This is a genomic window from Sphingomonas sp. 320_CC, assembly GCF_059691795.1.
This window is the reverse complement of the sequence record NZ_JCAWAE010000002.1, coordinates 702,180-720,343: the sequence shown is the minus strand read 5'-3', so window position 1 is coordinate 720,343 and position 18,164 is coordinate 702,180. Positions and strand designations below refer to the sequence as shown.

Here is an 18,164-nt window from a genome sequence, read left to right as displayed (position 1 = left end):
CAGAATTCCGGACCTGTTTAGTAAAATTCGTGACGGCTAAGCACCATCGCAAGTTACGACACAACTGCTTAAGGATTGGGGATTTGCATCATCGAATGATCGGGCATTTATTCCGTTACTGAAATCACTTGGTTTTTTAACCGCTACTGGTCAGCCGACACAACGTTATCATGAATATCGTGATCACTCTCGTTCTCAGGCTGTAATGAACGATGCGCTCAAGGAGGCGTATGGAGACATATTTCTAATAAAGTCGCATCCAACAAAGTCGGATCAAGTCGCTATAACTGGAAAATTTAAGAGCTATCACAATGTCAGTGATGACGTATCGCAGCGAATGTCGAAAACTTTCTTTGCTTTGCTGAGCCTTGCCGATTTGTCTGCGGAAGCGCCTAGAAAGGATGTTGCTGCGGAAGCTGAACCTTTAAAGAAGCGGGATGCTGCTGCACCGGCGAAGGTCAGTCCTAGCTCAGTTCTGCTATCTGGATTGCATTATAACGTACAAATCCATCTGCCCGCGACCAAAGACGTAGAAGTGTATAATGCGATATTTAAATCGCTGAAGGAGCACTTCGTTGAATAAGGACCAGCTCAGGGCGTTTTTGTTCCGAGGTCTTCTGTTCGAATCCGAAGCTAGCGTTTTCCAGAAGGCCGGAATTCAGATCGGCGCGAGCACGACAGCTATAGAGGAATCGCTGCTGGCTGAATCGCTGGCGCCATTCGGTGTCCAAAGGAGGAACGAAGCTCTTGAAATGTCAAGGCTCTATGCGCTCCTCTTTTGCTTCGAAAATGAAATACGTGATTTTATTAGAGAGCGATTGGAAGAGAACGAAGGAGCCGACTGGGCATCATTGCTGCCTCTAAAAATCTTGCAGCATGCGCAGGGGCGACGCAACGCCGCCTTAAAGGATTCTTGGCTCGAAGGCCAAAAGACAGATATTCTTGGGTTCGCTGATTTCGGTCAGTTAGGCCAAATTATTGTATCGAAATGGGATTGCTTCAAAGATGTAATCCCCTCGCAGCATTGGCTTTCGCAGAGAATGGATGAAATAGAAAAGTCGAGAAACTTCATAGCTCACAATAGAATGCTACTTCCAAGTGAGTTTAACCGGCTTTACATGTATATCGCTGATTGGAACAGAGTAATCGGATTGTAATAATTCGTTTATATAATTTTGTCAAATTTCGGCGGTAATTCAGTCGTCCAGACCAAGATCGGCCTTCAGCGTGCTGAGCGGGATAGCGTCACTCTCGCGGAAATCGCGCAGTCGGTCTTCGGCAAGATAGAAGTCTTCGAGATCGTCTAGATGCGCCTCGATTGCCGCCCGTGCATAGAAGGTCTTGCTCCTACCGGTGCGTGCGGCAAGCGCTTCCAGTCGTCCCTCGGTCTGCTCACTCAATCGAACTGCCAACATCATCGCTGCCTTTTCTAAAGAACAGTAGACTGACCGATATGCCTCAATAATGATACCGGCACGACAACACCTCGAGTGCCTGCGCGTCACCCGCACCACGAACCCGGTACACCAGTCGGTGCTCGCCCGTGATCCGTCGCGACCACCAACCCGTGAGGTTCTGCCGCAACGGCTCAGGCCTACCGATGCCGGTGAACGGGTGTCGCCTACATTCCTCGATCAGGACATTGATCCGTTGCAGGACCTTGGCGTCCGCCTGTTGCCAGCCGAGATACTCGGACCAGCCTTCCGGATCGAAAGTGACCTTCAAGGTTGCATGAGCGCGTGCTCTTCGCCCTCGCCGGCATCAAGCCGTGCGATCCCGTCCAGCAGCCTCTTCGCGTTCGCCGGCGACGCCATCAAATGCAGCGTCTCTTCCATCCCGGCCCATTCGCTCGCCGAGATCAACACGACATTCTCGCCGCGCTGGCGCGTGATCATCACGGGCGCGCGGTCCGCCACAGCCTTGTCGAGCACCGACTTAAGGTTCTCGCGCGCTTCGGAATAGGTCACGGTCTGCATGGATGGAAGATGGACAGTATTCTGTCCAATGTCAATCACGCGCGGCTGTCGTGAAGGATGCCGTCGAGCCACACCTCCGGCGTAAAAAGTCCAACAGCCCACGCAAACGCTGTCCTACACGCCGCCCGCCTGATCCGCTCCGGCCATGACCAAACCTACGCGCACGCGCTCTCGCCGCGATGTCATCCCCGACATCGCCCCCACTCTCGAACCGGCCGCTCCCGAGCCAACCGCACGGACCACCGCGATGACCATCGTCGAGGCGGAGCATCTCCCGACGGTCGAGGACTTCGATCTCGCCGAATACGACTGGGTGCCGGTCCGGCGGAAGGTGCGGCACGATGGCTGGACGGTCGCGACGCAGCAGGCGTTCATCGGCGTGCTGGCGGATACCGGCTCGGTCACGCAGGCCGCGCGCGAGGTGAACATGTCGGCGACCTCGTGTTACCGCCTGCGCCGCGCGGCCGATGGCGCGGCGTTCGCGGCGGCATGGGATGCGGCGGTGCAGACCGCGTCGCTGCGGCTGGTCGATCTCGCCTTCGATCGCGCGATCAATGGATCGCCCGAGCCGGTGTTCGACCGCGACGGCAACCGCGTCGGCCAGCGCGTCCGCTTCAACGATCGGCTGCTGATGTTCCTCCTGCGGGCGCACCAACCGGATCGCTATCGCACCCCCGGCCAGTCGCCTGCGCCGGCGCCCATCCCGGTGTCGCCGGTCGAGGCCACGCTCGCCGCGCTCGCGCCGCCGATGCCCGCCGAACCGCACCGCCTGATGGCCCCCGAGGCGCTGGTGATGGCGCTCGAAGTCGCCGATATCCGCGCCGAACCCGTCGCCCAGCGCCGTCCCGCGTCAACCGGTTCCGCACCGTCCGTCCAGACGTTCGAGGCGCAACTCGCCGCCGCGAAGGCGACGATCCCGCCCAAATATCCCGAGAGGGTTCGCGTCCAGGAGGGGGAGGATGACCATGAAGGTCCTGGCCGGCGCCGTTTCCGAGCGTAACTTTATCGTGACCTTTGGCGTCGCCCATCTCCCAACCTACCGCTTCCGAACGAACTCCGCGCGCAGCACCAGTCCCTTGATCCCCTCGTACCGACAGTCGATCTCCTGCGCGTCGCCGGTCAGCCGTATCGACTTGATCACCGTCCCGCGCTTGAGAGTCTGCCCCGCACCCTTCACGGTAAGGTCCTTGATCAGCGTCACCTGGTCGCCATCCGCCAGCACGTTGCCGACCGAATCGCGCACCACCACCGCGCCATCATCCGCCGCCACCGCGGTCGCCGTACCACCCGCAACCCACTCGCCGGTCGCTTCGTCATAGACATATTCGTCGCTCATTAGTCGGTCTCCGGCAGCGCCCAGTCGATCGGCGCGCGCCCATGGGTTTCGAGAAAGTCGTTGGCCCGGCTGAACGGCCGCGATCCGAAGAAACCGGTCCGTGCCGCCAGCGGCGACGGGTGCGCGGACTGGATCACCAGATGCCGCCCGCCCTTCGCAACGTCGTCGACGAACGCCGCCTTCTTCTGCGCATACGCCCCCCACAGCAGGAACACGACCGGTTTGTCCTGCGCGTTCACCGCCGCGATGACCGCATCGGTAAACCGCTCCCACCCCCGCTTCTGATGCGACGCAGCCTCCCCCAACCGCACGCTCAGCACGGCATTGAGCAGCAACACGCCCTGCGCCGCCCAATGATCGAGCATGCCATGGCGTGCCCGCGGGATCCCCAGATCCGCCTCCAGCTCCTTGTAGATATTCACCAGACTAGGCGGCGTCCGAACGCCCTCCCGCACCGAGAAGCTCAGCCCATGCGCCTGCCCCTCGCCATGATACGGATCCTGCCCCAGGATGACGCACCTGACCTGATCGAGCGGCGTCAGCTCCAAAGCCCGAAACCGGTCCGCATCCTCCGGAAACACCCGAGCCCCCGCCGCCCGCTCGGCTTCCAGAAACGCATCGAGCGCGCGCATGTACGGCGCCTCGAACTCGGTTTCCAGCGACTGCCAGCTTGGCGGGAGCGTGTGATCGATCATCCCCGCCGCATGTCGGACAGGGCAGGGGAGTGTCAATCGCCCCTCCTGATGTTCCCCCTCGAAGGCGGGGGCCCAGGATCACAAACGATGCCCCTCGTTACCCTGGACCCCCGCCTCCGCGGGGGAACAGCAAGAAGGCTCGCACTCCATGGCGCGTCACCTTATATGCGCCGCCATGACCGAGATCACCGTCGCCGCGCTGCAGCTGGGTTTCACGCCCAACATCGACCGCAACATCGCCAACGTGTCGCGCCTAGTCCACGAGGCTGCGGCGAAAGGCGCGCAGGTCATCCTGCCGCCAGAACTGTTCGAAGGCGAGTATTTCTGCCGCGTCGAGGACGAGGGCCTGTTCGCCAACGCCGCCCCGGTCGGCGAGCACAAGGCGGTGCTCGCGATGCAGGCGCTCGCCGAGGCGCTCAAGGTCACCATCCCGACCAGCTTCTTCGAGGCGGACGGCCCGCATCACTATAACAGCCTCGCGATGATCGGCCCCGACGGCAACATCCAGGGCGTCTACCGCAAGAGCCACATCCCCGACGGCCCCGGCTACGAGGAGAAGTTCTACTTCCGCCCCGGCAACACCGGCTTCAAGGTCTGGCCGCATGCGTCGGACGCCGGACGGACGACGCTAGGCGTCGGCGTCTGCTGGGACCAATGGTACCCGGAGACGGCGCGCGCGATGATGCTGATGGGCGCCGAAGTGCTGTTCTACCCCACCGCGATCGGCAGCGAACCGCACGACACCTCGCTCGACACCGCCCGGCTCTGGCGCCGCGCCATGGTCGGCCACGCGGTCAGCAACGTCGTGCCGATCGTCGCCGCCAACCGCGTCGGCGTCGAGCACGGCCAGACCTTCTACGGCACCAGCTTCATCGCCGACGAGCGCGGCGACATCCTGGCAGAGCTAGGCCGCGACGACGAAGGCGTGATCACCGCGACGATCGACCTCGACATCGTCAAGCGCCACCGCGCCGCCTTCGGCTTCTTCCGCGACCGCCGCCCAGATCTATACGGCCGTCTGGTCCAGGACATCTGACCTCTCGATCCTCCCCCGCCAGGGGGAGGTGGCTGGCGCTTGCCAGACGGAGGGGAGGAAAGGGGGACCGAGGTTCCGTGTCCTCCCCCTCCGTCACCTTCGGCGACACCTCCCCCTGGCGGGGGAGGATCGAGGGATCAGAACCAAGCCAACCCAGCCAGCAACGCCCCCACTAGCGCAGCAGCCCCCGCAACCCACAGCAACCACCGCCGCCCGGTCAGCGCCGTAATCGACGCCAGCGCGATCGCCACCTGGATCGCGGTCACCGCCAGCGCCAGCTTCGTATGCGGCCGCAGCGCCTCGTCCGACTCCCCATCCGCCGCCGCCGAGCGCCGATCGAGCGTCTCCGCCTCCCGCTTCAACGCCGTCCCCCGCGCCTTGTACCGCGCGATATCCGCCCGGTGCGTCGCCATCTGAGTCGCACCGAACCCAGGCGGCGCGAGGTCGACCTCCATCTGCGCGATATGCCGCTTCAAGTCCTCCGCCTGGTAATAGCCCCACGCATCCGACGCCTGCGCCTTGATCAGCACCGCCTCGTTCTTGTGGAGCAACGCCTCGTTCTGCGTATGCCCGCCGAGGAAACTGGTCACCGCCGCCAGCGTTGCCAGGATCGCGGTGAACAATGCGATCCGCTGGTCGAACGCCTCACCCTTGACCGCGCGTTCCTCCGACAGTTGCTCATGCAACCCGCGTACTTCGAAATCATCATCCATGTTGGTCGTCATGGCCCTCCGCGCGTGACTGGACGCTGATGATCGCGTGACATAGTCGTCAGCGCGCCATGATCCGCACTCGCTCGATACTGCCCGCGCTCACGCTTCTCGCCGGTTGCACAACGCCGTCGACAAAGACCTTTCCGCTGAGCGATCACTTCAACGGCGAACGCTTCTTCAACCCCGACGGAGTGCAGGGCAGTACCGGCGAGCAGAAACAGGGCCCGGTCGCGCTGCTCCGCAATCTGGTGAAGCCGCCCTACCGAAGCTGGCCCAAGGTGCCCGTCACCCCGACGCGGCCCCCGGCCCGTGTCGAAGGCCAGACGATGCGCGTGACCTGGATCGGCCATTCGACCGTGCTGGTTCAGACGCAAGGGCTTAACATCCTGACCGATCCGATGTGGCTCGAGCGCTCGTCCCCGGTCCAGTTCGTTGGTGTGAAGCGAGTCCGCGAACCCGGCGTGCGCCTCGCGGACCTGCCGAAGATCGATCTCATCCTGCTCAGCCACAACCACCGCGACCATCTCGACATGACCGCGATGAAGCGGCTCTGGCACCGCGACAAACCATTGATCGTGACCGGCCTCGGCAACGACCAGATCCTCGCGCGCAGCGGCGTTCGTGCAGTCGCGCGCGACTGGGGCGGCCGCGTGACGCTGCGCCCCGGCATCGACGTGGTCGTCGAGCGCGCGCATCACTGGAGCGAGTACGACCCCGGCGACCGCGACAAGACGTTATGGGCGGGCTTCACCGTGACGCTGCCCGGCGGCAACCTGTATTTCGCGGGCGACACCGGGCCGGGCGACATGCGCTGGGCAGCCGAAGCGCGCGCAGCCGGCCCTGTCCGCCTCGCGATCCTGCCGATCGGCGCGTATCATTTCGCAGGGCACGAAACCGACAACCACATCGGCCCGGACCAGGCGGTGACCGCGTTCGAACAGCTCGGCGCGGCCTATGCGATCGGCGTCCACTGGGGCACGTTCGAACTGACGTCCGAGGGGATCAACGAACCCCCCGAGCATCTCCGCGCGGCGCTGATCCGCGAACACATTCTCGCGAACCGCTTCCGCACACCAGAGGCCGGCGAGCCCTGGGTGATCGAGTAGTCGTCCAACTCCCCTCCCTGAAAGGGAGGGGTAGGGGGTGGGTAGGCCTGCTCGAGCCGCAACCGATCCGCGATCCGGACACCGACCCACCCCAACCCCTCCCTTCCAGGGAGGGGAGCAGCGCCACGGCGGCTCAAACCGCCCCGCGTAACTCCAGCGCCCGCGCGAACACCGCGTCGAACATATCCGCGGTCAGCACACCCGTATTCACATTGTACCGCGAGCAATGAAAGCTATCGATCAGCATGCGGCCGTCGGGCATCACATGCTCCGCGCCATGTGCGAAGCGCGCCTTGGGCAACCGCCCGCCAAGCATCTTCACCGCCGACTGATGCGCGATATGCCCCAGTGCCACGAACACCCGAGCGGTCGGCACCGCATCCGCCTGCGTCTCGAGGAACGGCCGGCAGGTGCGGATTTCCTCCGGCGTCGGCTTGTTCTCGGGCGGCAGGCACTTCACTGCGTTGAGGATGATCGCGCCGTCGAGTGCCAGCCCGTCCTCGGCTTTCGCACCATAAGTCCCGGTCGCAAGCCCGAACCGCCCGAGCGTCTCGTACAGGAACTGCCCTGCATAATCGCCGGTGAACGCGCGGCCCGTGCGGTTCGCGCCATGCTTCCCCGGGGCGAGGCCGATGATGCCGAGCCACGCAGCCGGATCGCCGAACGCAGGGACCGGCGCGTTCCACCAGGTCGGGAACTCGGTCCGAAGCTGCTCACGCACGGCGACGAGGCGAGGGCAGAGCGGGCAGTCATGCGGCGGCTCGGTCTCGGGCAGCGCGGAGACGGGCGCGAAGACGGTCGTGACGTCGATCTCGCCGGTCTCGTCGACGGTTTCGGGAAGCTCGGTGGTGTAAGGTGTGGAATCCATCGGAGTGCGCTAGGCGGACCAAATGTCGCCTGCAACCCCGCACCCGATGATCGCGCGCGCTAGCACCACCTACGCGATCGCGCTCGGCTCGAACCGACGCGGGCGCCACGGTGCCCCCGAGCGCGAGATCGCCGCCGCGCTGGAGACCCTCGGCGGTGTCGTGACCCGATCGACGACCGTGGCGAGCGCACCGCTCGGCCCCTCGAACCGCCGCTATGCCAACGCCGTCGCGCTGATCGAGACTCCCGAGGACCCCGCAGCGCTATTGGTCCGCCTCAAACGGATCGAGCGCACATTCGGTCGCCGCCCCGGCCGCCGCTGGGGCAGCCGCGTGCTCGACCTCGACATCGTCCTATGGTCGGGCGGCGCCTGGTCGTCGCCGGGCCTCACCGTGCCGCACGCCGCGTTCCGCACCCGCAGCTTCGTGCTCGGTCCCCTCGCCGTTCTGGTCCCGAAATGGCGCGATCCGCTGACCCATCGGACGATCCGCCAATTGGCACAGATGGTTGACCGGCGGCACCCGCGAGACTAGGTGCGCGGTCCACGATGGCGGGGGTCCGTAGCTCAGTTGGTAGAGCAAGCGACTTTTAATCGAGAGGTCCCGGGTTCGAGCCCCGGCGGACCCACCATCGACGGCACGCCGCCCGAGAGCGCGCGACGACGCCTGCCCGCGGTTCTCGCCGGCGCATCGGTCGCTGCGGTCGGTATCGTCCTCATCCTGCTCGTCGGTCTCGCGGTCGATCATTGGCCGTTCGCGTTCGACCGGTCGATCATCCTAGGGCTGCGCGCCTGGGGTGGTCCGTCCTGGCTGCCCAAGGTCGCCGCCGACGTCACCGCGCTGGGCGGCGGAATCGTCCTGACGATCGTCGTGGTGATCGTCGCCGGCCTGTTGATCGTCCAGCGGCTCTGGCTGACCGCACTCGCGATCGTCGCGTCGAGTGTCAGCGGCAATATCGTCGTCGAACTGGTCAAGCTGCACGTCGCCCGCCCGCGTCCCGACATCGTCGCGCACCTCGTCACCGTCACGCATATGAGCTTCCCCAGCGGGCATTCGGCGAACAGCGCGATCGTCTATCTGACGCTCGCCGGCCTCGCCTCGCAGGTGACTCAGGATCGCGCGACGCGGGCGTATATGCTCGTCGTCGCGATCCTGCTGGTCGGCGCGATCGGCTGCAGCCGCGTGTATCTCGGCGTGCACTGGCCGAGCGACGTGCTGGCCGGGTGGAGCTTCGGCACGCTGTGGGCGCTCGCCTGGTGGCTGGCGACCGCGCGCGCGCGCCGGGCGATCGGCGGCGAGCGGCATGCTTTCGGCACGCCGCTCACCGATCCGGCCGCGTCCTAGCGGCCCTTCTCGGCGAGCGCGCGCTCCCACGCCAGCGCATCGCGAACGATGCCGTCGAGATCGGCGTGGCGCGGCGTCCAGTCGAGCGTCTCGAGGATCGCACGATTGTCGGAGATCAGCATCGCCGGATCGCCTGCGCGACGCCCTTCCAGGCGACGCTCGATCGTCCGGTTGGTGACCTTGTCGACCGCGTCGAGCACCTCGAGCACCGAGAATCCCTTGCCATAGCCCGCGTTGAGCGTGTGGCTCTTGCCGGGTTCGGCGACCAGGACTTCCAGCGCGGCGACATGCGCGGCGGCAAGGTCGGTGACGTGGATGTAATCGCGCACGCCGGTACCGTCGGGGGTGTCGAAGTCGGTGCCGTAGACGCCTACCGCGTCGCGCTTGCCGGTCGCCGCCTCGACCGCGATCTTGATCAGATGGGTGGCGCCGATCGTCGACTGGCCGCTGCGCCCCTGCGGATCCGCGCCGGCGACGTTGAAGTAGCGCAACGCCGCATAGTTCATCGGATGCGCCGCGGCGACGTCGCGCAGCATCGCCTCGGTCATCAGCTTCGACATGCCGTAGGGGTTGATCGGCACGGTCGGATCGCCCTCCGCGACGGGCACCTTCTCGGGCGTGCCATAGGTCGCGGCGGTCGACGAGAAGATGAAGTGCGGCACGCCCTCGACGACTGCGCTCTCGATCAGCGCACGGCTGGCGGCAGTGTTGTTGCGGTAATATTTGAGCGGATCGCTGACCGACTCAGGGACCACGACCGAGCCCGCGAAATGCATGATCGCCTTGACGTCATGCTCGCGGATCGCCGCGCGGACCTTCGCGTCATCGGCGACGTTCGCCTCGACGAGTGCGGCGCGGGGATCGACCGCCCAGTCGAATCCCGTGACGAGATTGTCGAGCACGACGACGTCATACCCCGCGTCGAGCAACGCCAGCACCGCGTGGCTGCCGATATAGCCGGCCCCGCCAGTCACCATAACCTTACCGTCAATCACGCGCGTCTCCTCTTTGTTGCGGGGTAGCGACTTCCTACATTGGCGGAAAGGAGATCGTTATGACGGATTATGTAACGCTGGCCGGCGGCTGCTTCTGGTGCACCGAGGCTGTGTTCAAGGACGTGATCGGCGTGGAGTCGGCCGAGAGCGGGTATATCGGCGGGCATGTCCCTGATCCGACGTACAAACAGGTGTGCGGCGGCGACACCGGCCATGCCGAGGCGATCCGCATCGGCTTCGACCCGGAGCAGCTGAAGCTTAGCGACCTGCTCGACATCTTCTTCGCGACGCACGACGCGACGACGCTGAACCGGCAGGGCAACGACGTCGGCACGCAGTATCGCTCGGCGATGTTCCCCGCGGACGACGCGCAGAAGGCGGAGATGGAGGCGGCGCTCGAGCGGGCGCAGGCGGATTCGCCGAAGCCTATCGTCACCACGATCGAGCCGATGGATACTTGGTACGAGGCCGAAGGCTATCACCAGGATTACTGGGAAACGTCGGGCCGCTCGAACCCGTATTGCATGGCGGTGATTCCACCCAAGCTGCAGAAGCTCCGCAAGAGCTTTGCCGCACGGTCGAAGGCGGCGGTAAACGCGTAACGGCAGGTCCGGGAACGCTAGATCAGTTGTTCCCCCGCGGAGGCGGGGGCCCAGCTAAATACCGAATTTCAACTTGGCTCCTGGACCCCCGCCTCCGAGGGGGAACGGATTATCGGTAAGCGGCGCGGCGCAAGCGGTCGTTGATCGCTTCGCCGATACCGTCGCGAGGAATCGGCGCGATAGCGATCTTGGGACGGTCGTTCGCGTCTGCTGCGTGAAGCAGGTCGAACAGCTTCGCGGCGGCCTCGAGGAGGTCTCCGGATGCGGAGAGGGTTACGTCGCCCGCGACTTCGCCGAACCCGATAAGCCATTCGTCCGGAGCCGCTTCCATTGCATTCAACCGAAGCGCCTTGTTCGGCGCATAGTGACTCTCAAGCTGCCCCGGCGCTGTCACCGCACCCTCACGCCCCCCCGGCGAAGGCCGGGGCCCAGTTGGGAAACTGTCATGATCGGCGTTGCGCGTAGCTACTTCCGACGTTCCAACTTGGCCCCGGCCTCCGCCGGGGGGGGGCTCTAAGTACTGCTGGATAGCCTCCGCCGTAACCGGCCCCGGCCGCAGCACAGTCCGCCCCGCCACGATCGTCGACTCAAGCCCAGCCTCGGTAGCCCCGTCGTTGATAATCAACGGCACGTTCCCTCCCAGACTCCCCGCCACATGCGCAGCCGTCGTCGGAGAAATCCCCCCACTCGCATTGGCCGAAGGCGCCGCCAATGGCCGCCCCGATGCCGCGATCAACTCCTGCATCGCCCGATGCCGAGGCACTCGAACCGCGATCGTATCCAACCCCGCCGTCACCAGCGAAGCGATCCCCGAATCCCCCCGCACCGGCAGCACCAACGTCAGCGGCCCCGGCCAGAATGCCGCCGCCAGCGCCAACGCATCCGCATCGAACACCGCGATCCGCTCCGCCGCCGCCAGATCCGCCACATGCACGATCAACGGATTGAAACTCGGCCGCCCCTTCGCCGCGTAAATCCGCGCCACCGCCTCCGCATTCGTCGCGTCCGCAGCGAGCCCGTACACCGTCTCGGTCGGCACCGCGACGATCCCCCCGTCGCGAATCAGCGCGGCGGCTTCGGCGATCGCGGCCGTGCCGTAGGGTAAAATCCGAGGGTGTGGACGGGTCATTCCACAAGCGTATAGCGGGTCCAAACCGTAGCGATAAGAGGATGCGATGGCCTTCACTCCAGCAACCACCGAACAGCGTTTCGTGCTCGACCATGTCGTGCGGATCGGCGAGATCGCCGCGACTGAACGCTATGCCGCCGCCAGCGACGACGTCGTCGACGCGGTCCTCGAAGGCGTGGGCCAGCTAGCGTCGGGCGAATGGGCCCCGCTCAATCGCACCGGCGACACCGTCGGCGCGAAATGGACTGACCGTGGCGTGGTCATGCCCGAAGGCTTCGCGCAGGCGTACAAGGATTATGTCGAGGGCGGCTGGGGCACGATCGGCGTCGAGGAGGAATGGGGCGGGCAGGGCCTGCCGTTCGCGATCCAGACCGCGGTGCTCGACACGCTCGGCTCGGCCAACATGGGCTTCGCGCTCTGCCCGACGTTGACCGTCGGCGCGATCGAGGCGCTCCAGCATCACGGCTCTCCCGAGCAGCAGGCATTGTACCTCCCCCATCTCGCGACCGGCGAGTGGACCGGCACGATGAACCTTACCGAGCCGCAGGCGGGCTCCGATGTCGGCGCATTGCGCGCGACCGCCACGCCGCTCGGCGACGGCAAGTGGTCGATCAAGGGCACCAAGATCTACATCTCGTTCGGCGATCACGACATGGCGCCGAACATCGTCCACCTCGTCCTCGCGCGGACGCCGGGCGCACCGGCCGGCACCAAGGGCATCTCGCTGTTCCTCGTCCCCAAGTTCCGCCTCCAGGAAGACGGCACGCCGGGCGAGTTCAACGACGTCCGCGTCGTCTCGATCGAGCACAAGATAGGCCTCCACGCCTCGCCCACCTGCGTGCTGAGCTTCGGGGACAACGACGACTGCATCGGTGAGCTGATCGGCGCCGAGCTCGGCGGCATCCGCGCGATGTTCACGATGATGAACAACGCACGGTTGAACGTCGGCCTCCAGGGCGTCCAGGTCGCCGAAGGCGCGACGCAGGGCGCGGTCGCCTATGCGCTCGACCGCGTGCAATCCGCCCGCGCCGGTTCGCCCAACAAGGACTCGGTCAAGATCGTCGAGCATCCCGACGTCCGCCGCATGCTGATGCGGATGAAGGCGCAAACCCAGGCGGCACGCGCGCTCGTCTATTACGCGGCAGGGCAGGTCGACCGCGCCAACCTCGGCGACCACGCCGCGCGCAACCGCCTCGAACTCGTCACGCCGCTGGCGAAGGCGCACGGCACCGATCTCGGCAACGAGGTCGCGTCGCTCGGCATCCAGGTCCACGGCGGCATGGGCTATGTCGAGGAAACCGGCGCCGCGCAGTATTTCCGCGATGCCCGCATCACGCCGATCTACGAGGGCACCAACGGCATCCAGGCGGCGGATCTGGTCGGGCGCAAACTTGGTCTCGACAACGGCGGCGCGTTCGCCACGCTGATCGCCGACATCCGCGCTGAAGCGAAGGACGAGCGGTTGCTAGCCCTAGTCGACGCCTGCGAAGCGATCGGGCGTAAACTCGCAACCGCGGACGCAGACGACAAGCTCGCCGCGAGCTACCCCTTCCTCACGATGCTGTCGGTCGCGACCTGCGGCTGGCTGATGGAGCGCCAGGGCGGGGTCGCCGGCAGCGACGATTTCGGCCGGATGAAGACCGCAGCGGTGCGCTTCTACCTCGACCAGATCGTCCCCGAAGCGATGGGCCTCAACGCGGCCGCCAATGCGAGCGCGGCGGTGCTCTACTCGATCGAAGCGGACCTGTTCGCGGCCTGAGCACCCCCCGTCATCCTGACGAAAGTCAGGATCCAGAGCCAAGCACCGCAACGCTCTTTGCTCTGGATCCTGGGTCGAGCCCAGGATGACGGGATGACGATGGCGACGTTCTCCTTCCCGTCTGTGTCGACACGACGGCCGCCGCGATCCTCCCCCGCAAGGGGGAGGTGGCACCGAAGGTGACGGAGGGGGAGGAACACGCAACGAAAGTGGCCCTTCCGCCCCCTCCGTCTGGCAAGCGCCAGCCACCTCCCCCTTGCGGGGGGGATCGCGAGGCGCGCCTCTGTTCGCGACAGCGCCAAACAACACCGTCATGCCGGGCTCGTTCCGGCATCGTTCCGCAGATCCGGGGGAAATGAGAACGTGGAACGGTGGTCCTTGGAACAAGCCCGGAGCGACGGAGCAAGCAGGGATGGCGTCCCTCATTCCGTTCGCCCTGAGCGTAGTCGAAGGGCATGCGCCCACGCGAAGGTGCTTCGACTGCACTCAGCACGAACGGGGGAGGGGCACTGCGTCACAGGCAACATCCGGTGCCCAGCACTCGACGCCCCCGCCCAACGGACGGTATGGGGAAACACAAAATCTCTGAAAGCCCGACCGATGTTCGACCTCGAAGCCTATCTCCTCCGTGTTGCCATGCCCGCGCGGCCCACGCTCGACTCGATCGGCCTCGGCCGCCTCCAGCACGCGCACCGCCTCTCGATCCCGTTCGAAGACCTCGACGTCGTCCTCGGCCGCGGCATCGCAATCGACACCGATTCAGTCTTCGCCAAGCTCGTCACCGCACGCCGCGGCGGCTATTGCTTCGAACACAACCGCCTCTTCCTCGACGCGCTCGCGGAACTCGGCTTCACCGCACGCCCGTTGCTAGCCCGCGTGTGGATCGCCACGACCGACGTACCGCCGCTCACGCACACCTTCGCGCTGGTGACGATCGACGGTCAGGACTGGATCGCCGACACCGGCTTCGGCGGCAGCTACACGCCCGTCCTCCCGCTCGCCGACGGCGCCGAGGCAACCGCCCCCGACGGCGCCCGTTTCCGCCTCGAAGCGACCGAGCAAGGCTGGATGCTGCTCCGCGACGGTGATCCGATGACCACTGACGGTCGCGGCGAGACGGGAGGATTCCAGCCGCAATACAGCTTCACGCTTGCGCAAGTGTTCGATGCGGACCTGGCAATGTCGAACCACTGGACCTCGACCGCCACGTCGAGCCGTTTCACCCACACCCCGATCGCCAGCATCGTCCTCCCGAACGGCTTCGCATCGCTGATCGGGCGCAACTACCGCCGGCGCTCGGGGACGGACACGACGGTCGGCGAGATCACAGACCCGCGCGTGTACCGCATCCGCATGAGCCTGTTGTTCGGGATCGACCTGAGCGTCGAGGACGTCGCCGCGCTGGGATTGTTCTGAAGTTCAACCCCAGTTCCGTTCGTGCTGAGTAGCGACCGAGTAGCTCCGTCAGGAGCGTATCGACGGTGCGTATCGAAGCATGGGTTCCACGCGCCAACCTGTCCTTCGATACGTCCTCTCGATACGCGGCTTCGCCACTACTCGACGACTACTCAGGACGAACGGAAGGGGGCAGGACGTAGGACGAGCTGGGAAAGTACGACGAACGGCAGGTGAGGGCCTAAGCCCGCTCCCGCTCCAGAAGATCATGCGCATCCAAGCCCAGCAGATCGATATGCCCCAGGATCCGCGGCCACTGCGTCGTCACGAAGTTCTCGCGCTCCGCCACCCGCAAAGCCTCCGCCGCACCCGGCATCACGAACATCCCGACCCCGCGCCGCACCTCGACATAGCCGTCGTCTTGAAAGCTCTGATACGCCTTGGCGACCGTCAGCGGATTGGCACCCTGCTCGGCGGCAAACGCGCGCACCGACGGCAGCTGATCACCCGCACGATAGTCGCCGCGCAAAATCCCCGCAGCGATCGTGCTGCGAAGGCGGATATATACGGGGCTGTCGTCGCTGCTGAGCGCTGTCATGCTGTTCTAATACAGCAATCTGGCGGAAAGTCGAGGCTCAGGATTCCCAATGGCTTACGAGCCGTGCCATATCCGGGCGAGGCCGTTCGTCGAGCGCGCGCGACGGCGTGCCGATGAACATGAACCCGGCGATCCGCTCCGCCGCCGTCCCGAACGCGTCGCGCACCAAATCAGAATAGGCCGGCCACCCCGTCAGCCAGCCGCCGGCAAACCCCTCCGCATGCACCGCATGGAGCAGGTTCATGCACGCCGCCCCCGCCGAAAGCTCCTGTTCCCAAAGCGGAATCTTGCTCTCCTTCGGCGACGACAGCACGACCACCAGCGTCGGCGCCTGATGCGCGAACTGGTCGAGCGACTCGAGTTCTGTCCGCGAAGCCGAGGGCCGTTCCGCGAGATACGCATCCGTAATCAGCGACGACAGCGCCGCGCGGTGGTCGTCACCCACGACGACGAACCGCCACGGCGCGAGCTTGCCGTGATCGGGCGTCCGTGCCGCGATCTCGAGGATCGTCGCCAGCTGGTAGGAATCGGGGCCGGGTGCGACCAGGTCGCGCGGCTTTCCCGAGCGGCGGGTGGCGAGCAGCGAGAGCGGCGTGGAGCGATCGTTGAGCATGCCCCGGCAGATAAGCCATGATGTGCGATATTTACAGGCCGAGCTTTGCCGCTAGGTTGCGCGCCATAACGGCCCCGCGTTCGACGGCGGCCAAGACGAGTATCAGGGAGCGTAAGAATGGTGGACACCCCGACCGCGGATACCCCGCGAGAGCCGGATATCACCCATATCAACCCGGCGTCCGGCGAAACCTGGTTCGGGCATCCCCGCCAGCTCGCGCGGCTGTTCACCACCGAAGCGTGGGAGCGGTTCGGCTATTACGGCATGCGCGCGCTGCTCACGCTGTACCTCACCAAGCATTTCGTGTTCGGCGACCGCGAGGCGACCGGGCTCTACGGCGGCTATACCGCGCTGGTGTATCTGACCCCGCTGGTCGGCGGCTACCTCGCGGACCAGTATCTCGGCTCCAAGCGCGCGGTTAAGTTCGGCGCGATCATCATGGCGCTCGGCTATCTGCTGCTCTGCTTCGGCGGCGAGACCGCCAAGCCGTACGCGACGATCGCCAACCAGCGTTACGCGATCGAAGTCGTCGATCAGGCGGACAGCGAAGTCCGCTATCTGGTGGACGGCGCGAACAAGCTGAAGATCAAGGGCAACGACGACGGCACCGTCTCGCTGCTCGCCCCCGACGGCTCGACCGCACGTACGGTGGAGAAGGGGGGCTTCGAATCGGGCGCCGAACGCAGCAGCTTCTACGTCACGATCATGCTGCTCGCGCTCTGCATGATCTCGGTCGGCAACGGCTTCTTCAAGCCCAACATCTCGACGATGGTCGGCGAGCTCTACGCACAAGGCGACAAGCGCCGCGATGCCGGGTTCACGATCTTCTACATGGGGATCAACTTGGGCTCGCTGTTCTCGCAGCTGCTCTGCCCGTTCCTCGCGGTCGCGGTCGGCTGGTGGGCCGGCTTCGGGCTCGCCGCGATCGGCATGCTCGCTTCGTGGACGCTGATCCAGTTCGATGGCGGCAAGCTAAACGGCTATGGCGAGCCCCCGGTTCGCACCGGTCCCGATCGTGCGCTCGGCATCTACGCGCTCGCGCTGCTCGGTATCCCGATCTTCTACCTGCTGTTCGTCAACCTCATGAACGCGGTGCCGCCGGTGCCGGGCTCCGGGATCGTCGGCTACATCGCCTCGCTGTCGCTGATGGGCAAATTGCTGTTCGGCACGTTCCTGATCGCGGTGCCGGGCATCCTGATCTGGTCGTTCATCAACGGCGAGCGTCGCGAGTTCCAAATGATGCTCGCCGCGATGGTGCTGATCGTGTTCAACGTCGTGTTCTGGACGCTGTTCGAGCAGGCCGGCTCCTCGCTGACGCTGTTCGCGGATCGCAACACCGATCTCAGCGTGTTCGGCCTTTTCAGCATCTCGGCCGGCCAGACGCAGTTCTTCAACGCGTTCTTCATCGTCGCGCTGGCACCGGTGATGTCGATCCTGTGGACCAAGCTCGCCGCCAAGGGCCTGGAGCCGTCGATCCCGGTCAAGTTCGGCATCGCGCTGATCGGCGTCGGCGTCGGTTTCCTGTTCCTCGTCTGGGGCGCAAGCATGGTCGGACCTTCGTTCAAGGTCGCGATCTGGTGGCTGGCCGGGCTGTATTTCATCCACTCGTTCGCCGAGCTCTGCATCTCGCCGGTCGGTCTCAGCATGATCACCAAGCTGTCGATCGCGCGCGTCGTCGGGCTGATGATGGGCGTCTGGTTCCTGTCGATCTCGGTCGCGCAGTATGTCGCCGGCGTCGTCGCGCAGGTGGCGAGCGTCGAGACGGTCGGCGGGCAGGTGACGAACCTGAAGGTCAGCCTGGACACCTACGCCGGCGTGTTCTGGACCATCGGCCTGGTCTCGGCAGGGATCGGCGTCGTGCTGCTGCTGATCTCGCCGTTGATCAAGAAGTGGATGCACGGCGTTCAGTAACAGGAAATCCCCCTCCCGCTTGCGGGAGGGGTTAGGGGAGGGCGCGACGTACGTACTGGCGTCCGGTCTACCGGTTGGCCCCTCCCCCGA

Annotated in this window: 21 protein-coding genes, 1 tRNA gene and 1 pseudogene; 12 read left to right on the top strand and 11 right to left on the bottom strand. The window is 65.2% G+C overall.

The window, feature by feature from the left end; all coding sequences use genetic code 11:
• Positions 1–52: 52 nt before the first annotated feature.
• Positions 53–583: pseudogene (locus AC59GX_RS10325) on the top strand (DUF5343 domain-containing protein); the annotation flags it as partial.
• The gene (locus AC59GX_RS10320; protein WP_426283092.1) at positions 576–1,157 is read left to right on the top strand and encodes a Swt1 family HEPN domain-containing protein; all 582 of its coding nucleotides are present in this window, start codon (positions 576–578) and stop codon (positions 1,155–1,157) included. The pseudogene AC59GX_RS10325 and the gene AC59GX_RS10320, both read left to right, overlap by 8 nt.
• 39 nt (positions 1,158–1,196) lie before the next feature.
• Here the strand turns inward: AC59GX_RS10320 and relB are convergent, their stop codons facing one another.
• The 3 genes from relB to AC59GX_RS10305 are packed head-to-tail and all read right to left on the bottom strand — an operon-like array spanning position 1,197 to position 1,976.
• Entirely contained in the window at positions 1,197–1,415 is a 219-nt protein-coding gene (gene relB, locus AC59GX_RS10315; RefSeq protein WP_497301646.1) for a type II toxin-antitoxin system RelB family antitoxin, read from the bottom strand.
• A 43-nt stretch (positions 1,416–1,458) separates the two neighbouring features.
• Positions 1,459–1,725, bottom strand: a complete 267-nt coding sequence (locus AC59GX_RS10310) for a Txe/YoeB family addiction module toxin (RefSeq protein ID WP_426283094.1) — start codon at positions 1,723–1,725, stop codon at positions 1,459–1,461.
• Positions 1,722–1,976 carry a type II toxin-antitoxin system Phd/YefM family antitoxin gene (locus AC59GX_RS10305; protein ID WP_426283095.1) on the bottom strand — a complete coding sequence of 85 codons (255 nt, stop codon included), beginning with the start codon at positions 1,974–1,976 and terminating at the stop codon, positions 1,722–1,724. The genes AC59GX_RS10310 and AC59GX_RS10305 overlap by 4 nt, the downstream gene beginning before the upstream one ends.
• Before the next feature lie 145 nt (positions 1,977–2,121).
• Between AC59GX_RS10305 and AC59GX_RS10300 the strand changes: the two genes are divergently transcribed.
• Entirely contained in the window at positions 2,122–2,976 is an 855-nt protein-coding gene (locus AC59GX_RS10300) for a hypothetical protein (protein WP_426283096.1), read from the top strand.
• Positions 2,977–3,012: 36 nt separating this feature from the next.
• Here AC59GX_RS10300 and AC59GX_RS10295 read toward each other — a convergent pair whose 3' ends face one another.
• Both AC59GX_RS10295 and ung read right to left on the bottom strand, forming a co-directional pair.
• Complete coding sequence (locus tag AC59GX_RS10295) at positions 3,013–3,312, bottom strand: alkylphosphonate utilization protein (RefSeq protein ID WP_426283097.1); 300 nt, start codon at positions 3,310–3,312, stop codon at positions 3,013–3,015.
• On the bottom strand, positions 3,312–4,007 hold the full coding sequence (gene ung / locus AC59GX_RS10290) for a uracil-DNA glycosylase (RefSeq protein ID WP_426283098.1): 696 nt from the start codon (positions 4,005–4,007) through the stop codon (positions 3,312–3,314). Before ung ends, AC59GX_RS10295 begins: the two co-directional genes overlap by 1 nt.
• Before the next feature lie 175 nt (positions 4,008–4,182).
• Here ung and aguB point away from each other — a divergent pair, with 175 nt between their 5' ends.
• Positions 4,183–5,043, top strand: coding sequence for an N-carbamoylputrescine amidase (aguB, locus tag AC59GX_RS10285; RefSeq protein WP_426283099.1), 861 nt, complete (start codon positions 4,183–4,185; stop codon positions 5,041–5,043).
• A 137-nt stretch (positions 5,044–5,180) separates the two neighbouring features.
• On the opposite strand, the gene AC59GX_RS10280 is transcribed toward aguB, so the two are convergent.
• Positions 5,181–5,768, bottom strand: coding sequence for a DUF4337 domain-containing protein (locus tag AC59GX_RS10280; RefSeq protein ID WP_426283100.1), 588 nt, complete (start codon positions 5,766–5,768; stop codon positions 5,181–5,183).
• 56 nt (positions 5,769–5,824) lie between these two features.
• On the opposite strand from AC59GX_RS10280, the gene AC59GX_RS10275 reads away from it, so the two are divergent.
• Positions 5,825–6,862 carry an MBL fold metallo-hydrolase gene (locus AC59GX_RS10275; RefSeq protein ID WP_426283102.1) on the top strand — a complete coding sequence of 346 codons (1,038 nt, stop codon included), beginning with the start codon at positions 5,825–5,827 and terminating at the stop codon, positions 6,860–6,862.
• Positions 6,863–6,995: 133 nt separating this feature from the next.
• On the opposite strand, the gene AC59GX_RS10270 is transcribed toward AC59GX_RS10275, so the two are convergent.
• Positions 6,996–7,730 (bottom strand): uracil-DNA glycosylase, encoded by a 735-nt coding sequence (locus tag AC59GX_RS10270; protein ID WP_426283103.1) that lies wholly within the window; start codon positions 7,728–7,730, stop codon positions 6,996–6,998.
• Between the two features lie 22 nt (positions 7,731–7,752).
• On the opposite strand from AC59GX_RS10270, the gene folK reads away from it, so the two are divergent.
• The 3 genes from folK to AC59GX_RS10255 all read left to right on the top strand — a co-directional run bounded on the left by folK (position 7,753) and on the right by AC59GX_RS10255 (position 9,072).
• Positions 7,753–8,262, top strand: a complete 510-nt coding sequence (gene folK, locus AC59GX_RS10265) for a 2-amino-4-hydroxy-6-hydroxymethyldihydropteridine diphosphokinase (RefSeq protein WP_426283105.1) — start codon at positions 7,753–7,755, stop codon at positions 8,260–8,262.
• A gap of 21 nt (positions 8,263–8,283) precedes the next feature.
• Positions 8,284–8,359, top strand: a tRNA-Lys gene (locus tag AC59GX_RS10260).
• A gap of 239 nt (positions 8,360–8,598) precedes the next feature.
• Entirely contained in the window at positions 8,599–9,072 is a 474-nt protein-coding gene (locus tag AC59GX_RS10255) for a phosphatase PAP2 family protein (protein WP_497301642.1), read from the top strand.
• On the opposite strand, the gene galE is transcribed toward AC59GX_RS10255, so the two are convergent.
• Positions 9,069–10,067, bottom strand: coding sequence for a UDP-glucose 4-epimerase GalE (gene galE / locus AC59GX_RS10250; protein ID WP_426283211.1), 999 nt, complete (start codon positions 10,065–10,067; stop codon positions 9,069–9,071). The two genes, AC59GX_RS10255 and galE, sit on opposite strands and share 4 nt — an antisense overlap.
• Positions 10,068–10,126: 59 nt before the next feature.
• Here galE and msrA point away from each other — a divergent pair, with 59 nt between their 5' ends.
• The gene (gene msrA, locus AC59GX_RS10245) at positions 10,127–10,669 is read left to right on the top strand and encodes a peptide-methionine (S)-S-oxide reductase MsrA (RefSeq protein WP_426283213.1); all 543 of its coding nucleotides are present in this window, start codon (positions 10,127–10,129) and stop codon (positions 10,667–10,669) included.
• Positions 10,670–10,778: 109 nt separating this feature from the next.
• Here the strand turns inward: msrA and AC59GX_RS10240 are convergent, their stop codons facing one another.
• Positions 10,779–11,798, bottom strand: coding sequence for an L-threonylcarbamoyladenylate synthase (locus tag AC59GX_RS10240; RefSeq protein WP_426283215.1), 1,020 nt, complete (start codon positions 11,796–11,798; stop codon positions 10,779–10,781).
• Positions 11,799–11,844: 46 nt separating this feature from the next.
• On the opposite strand from AC59GX_RS10240, the gene AC59GX_RS10235 reads away from it, so the two are divergent.
• Together AC59GX_RS10235 and AC59GX_RS10230 are read left to right on the top strand one after the other, a co-directional pair.
• Entirely contained in the window at positions 11,845–13,557 is a 1,713-nt protein-coding gene (locus AC59GX_RS10235) for an acyl-CoA dehydrogenase family protein (RefSeq protein ID WP_426283217.1), read from the top strand.
• Between the two features lie 600 nt (positions 13,558–14,157).
• Positions 14,158–14,973, top strand: coding sequence for an arylamine N-acetyltransferase family protein (locus tag AC59GX_RS10230; protein ID WP_426283219.1), 816 nt, complete (start codon positions 14,158–14,160; stop codon positions 14,971–14,973).
• A 220-nt stretch (positions 14,974–15,193) separates the two neighbouring features.
• Here the strand turns inward: AC59GX_RS10230 and AC59GX_RS10225 are convergent, their stop codons facing one another.
• Both AC59GX_RS10225 and AC59GX_RS10220 read right to left on the bottom strand, forming a co-directional pair.
• Positions 15,194–15,550, bottom strand: a complete 357-nt coding sequence (locus AC59GX_RS10225) for a GntR family transcriptional regulator (RefSeq protein WP_056053547.1) — start codon at positions 15,548–15,550, stop codon at positions 15,194–15,196.
• A 37-nt stretch (positions 15,551–15,587) separates the two neighbouring features.
• Entirely contained in the window at positions 15,588–16,163 is a 576-nt protein-coding gene (locus tag AC59GX_RS10220; RefSeq protein WP_426283221.1) for a nitroreductase family protein, read from the bottom strand.
• Between the two features lie 117 nt (positions 16,164–16,280).
• Between AC59GX_RS10220 and AC59GX_RS10215 the strand changes: the two genes are divergently transcribed.
• Entirely contained in the window at positions 16,281–18,074 is a 1,794-nt protein-coding gene (locus tag AC59GX_RS10215; protein ID WP_056487721.1) for a peptide MFS transporter, read from the top strand.
• Positions 18,075–18,164 lie beyond the last annotated feature (90 nt).

Bases quoted from the DNA above. Each gene is read 5' to 3' on its own strand.
- relB (WP_497301646.1), bottom strand. From the start codon at position 1,415: ATGTTGGCAGTTCGATTGAGTGAGCAGACCGAGGGACGACTGGAAGCG.
- AC59GX_RS10305 (WP_426283095.1), bottom strand. From the start codon at position 1,976: ATGCAGACCGTGACCTATTCCGAAGCGCGCGAGAACCTTAAGTCGGTG.
- AC59GX_RS10300 (WP_426283096.1), top strand. From the start codon at position 2,122: ATGACCAAACCTACGCGCACGCGCTCTCGCCGCGATGTCATCCCCGAC.
- AC59GX_RS10295 (WP_426283097.1), bottom strand. From the start codon at position 3,312: ATGAGCGACGAATATGTCTATGACGAAGCGACCGGCGAGTGGGTTGCG.
- ung (WP_426283098.1), bottom strand. From the start codon at position 4,007: ATGATCGATCACACGCTCCCGCCAAGCTGGCAGTCGCTGGAAACCGAG.
- aguB (WP_426283099.1), top strand. From the start codon at position 4,183: ATGACCGAGATCACCGTCGCCGCGCTGCAGCTGGGTTTCACGCCCAAC.
- AC59GX_RS10280 (WP_426283100.1), bottom strand. From the start codon at position 5,768: ATGACGACCAACATGGATGATGATTTCGAAGTACGCGGGTTGCATGAG.
- AC59GX_RS10275 (WP_426283102.1), top strand. From the start codon at position 5,825: ATGATCCGCACTCGCTCGATACTGCCCGCGCTCACGCTTCTCGCCGGT.
- AC59GX_RS10270 (WP_426283103.1), bottom strand. From the start codon at position 7,730: ATGGATTCCACACCTTACACCACCGAGCTTCCCGAAACCGTCGACGAG.
- folK (WP_426283105.1), top strand. From the start codon at position 7,753: ATGTCGCCTGCAACCCCGCACCCGATGATCGCGCGCGCTAGCACCACC.
- msrA (WP_426283213.1), top strand. From the start codon at position 10,127: ATGACGGATTATGTAACGCTGGCCGGCGGCTGCTTCTGGTGCACCGAG.
- AC59GX_RS10240 (WP_426283215.1), bottom strand. From the start codon at position 11,798: ATGACCCGTCCACACCCTCGGATTTTACCCTACGGCACGGCCGCGATC.
- AC59GX_RS10235 (WP_426283217.1), top strand. From the start codon at position 11,845: ATGGCCTTCACTCCAGCAACCACCGAACAGCGTTTCGTGCTCGACCAT.
- AC59GX_RS10230 (WP_426283219.1), top strand. From the start codon at position 14,158: ATGTTCGACCTCGAAGCCTATCTCCTCCGTGTTGCCATGCCCGCGCGG.
- AC59GX_RS10225 (WP_056053547.1), bottom strand. From the start codon at position 15,550: ATGACAGCGCTCAGCAGCGACGACAGCCCCGTATATATCCGCCTTCGC.
- AC59GX_RS10220 (WP_426283221.1), bottom strand. From the start codon at position 16,163: ATGCTCAACGATCGCTCCACGCCGCTCTCGCTGCTCGCCACCCGCCGC.
- AC59GX_RS10215 (WP_056487721.1), top strand. From the start codon at position 16,281: ATGGTGGACACCCCGACCGCGGATACCCCGCGAGAGCCGGATATCACC.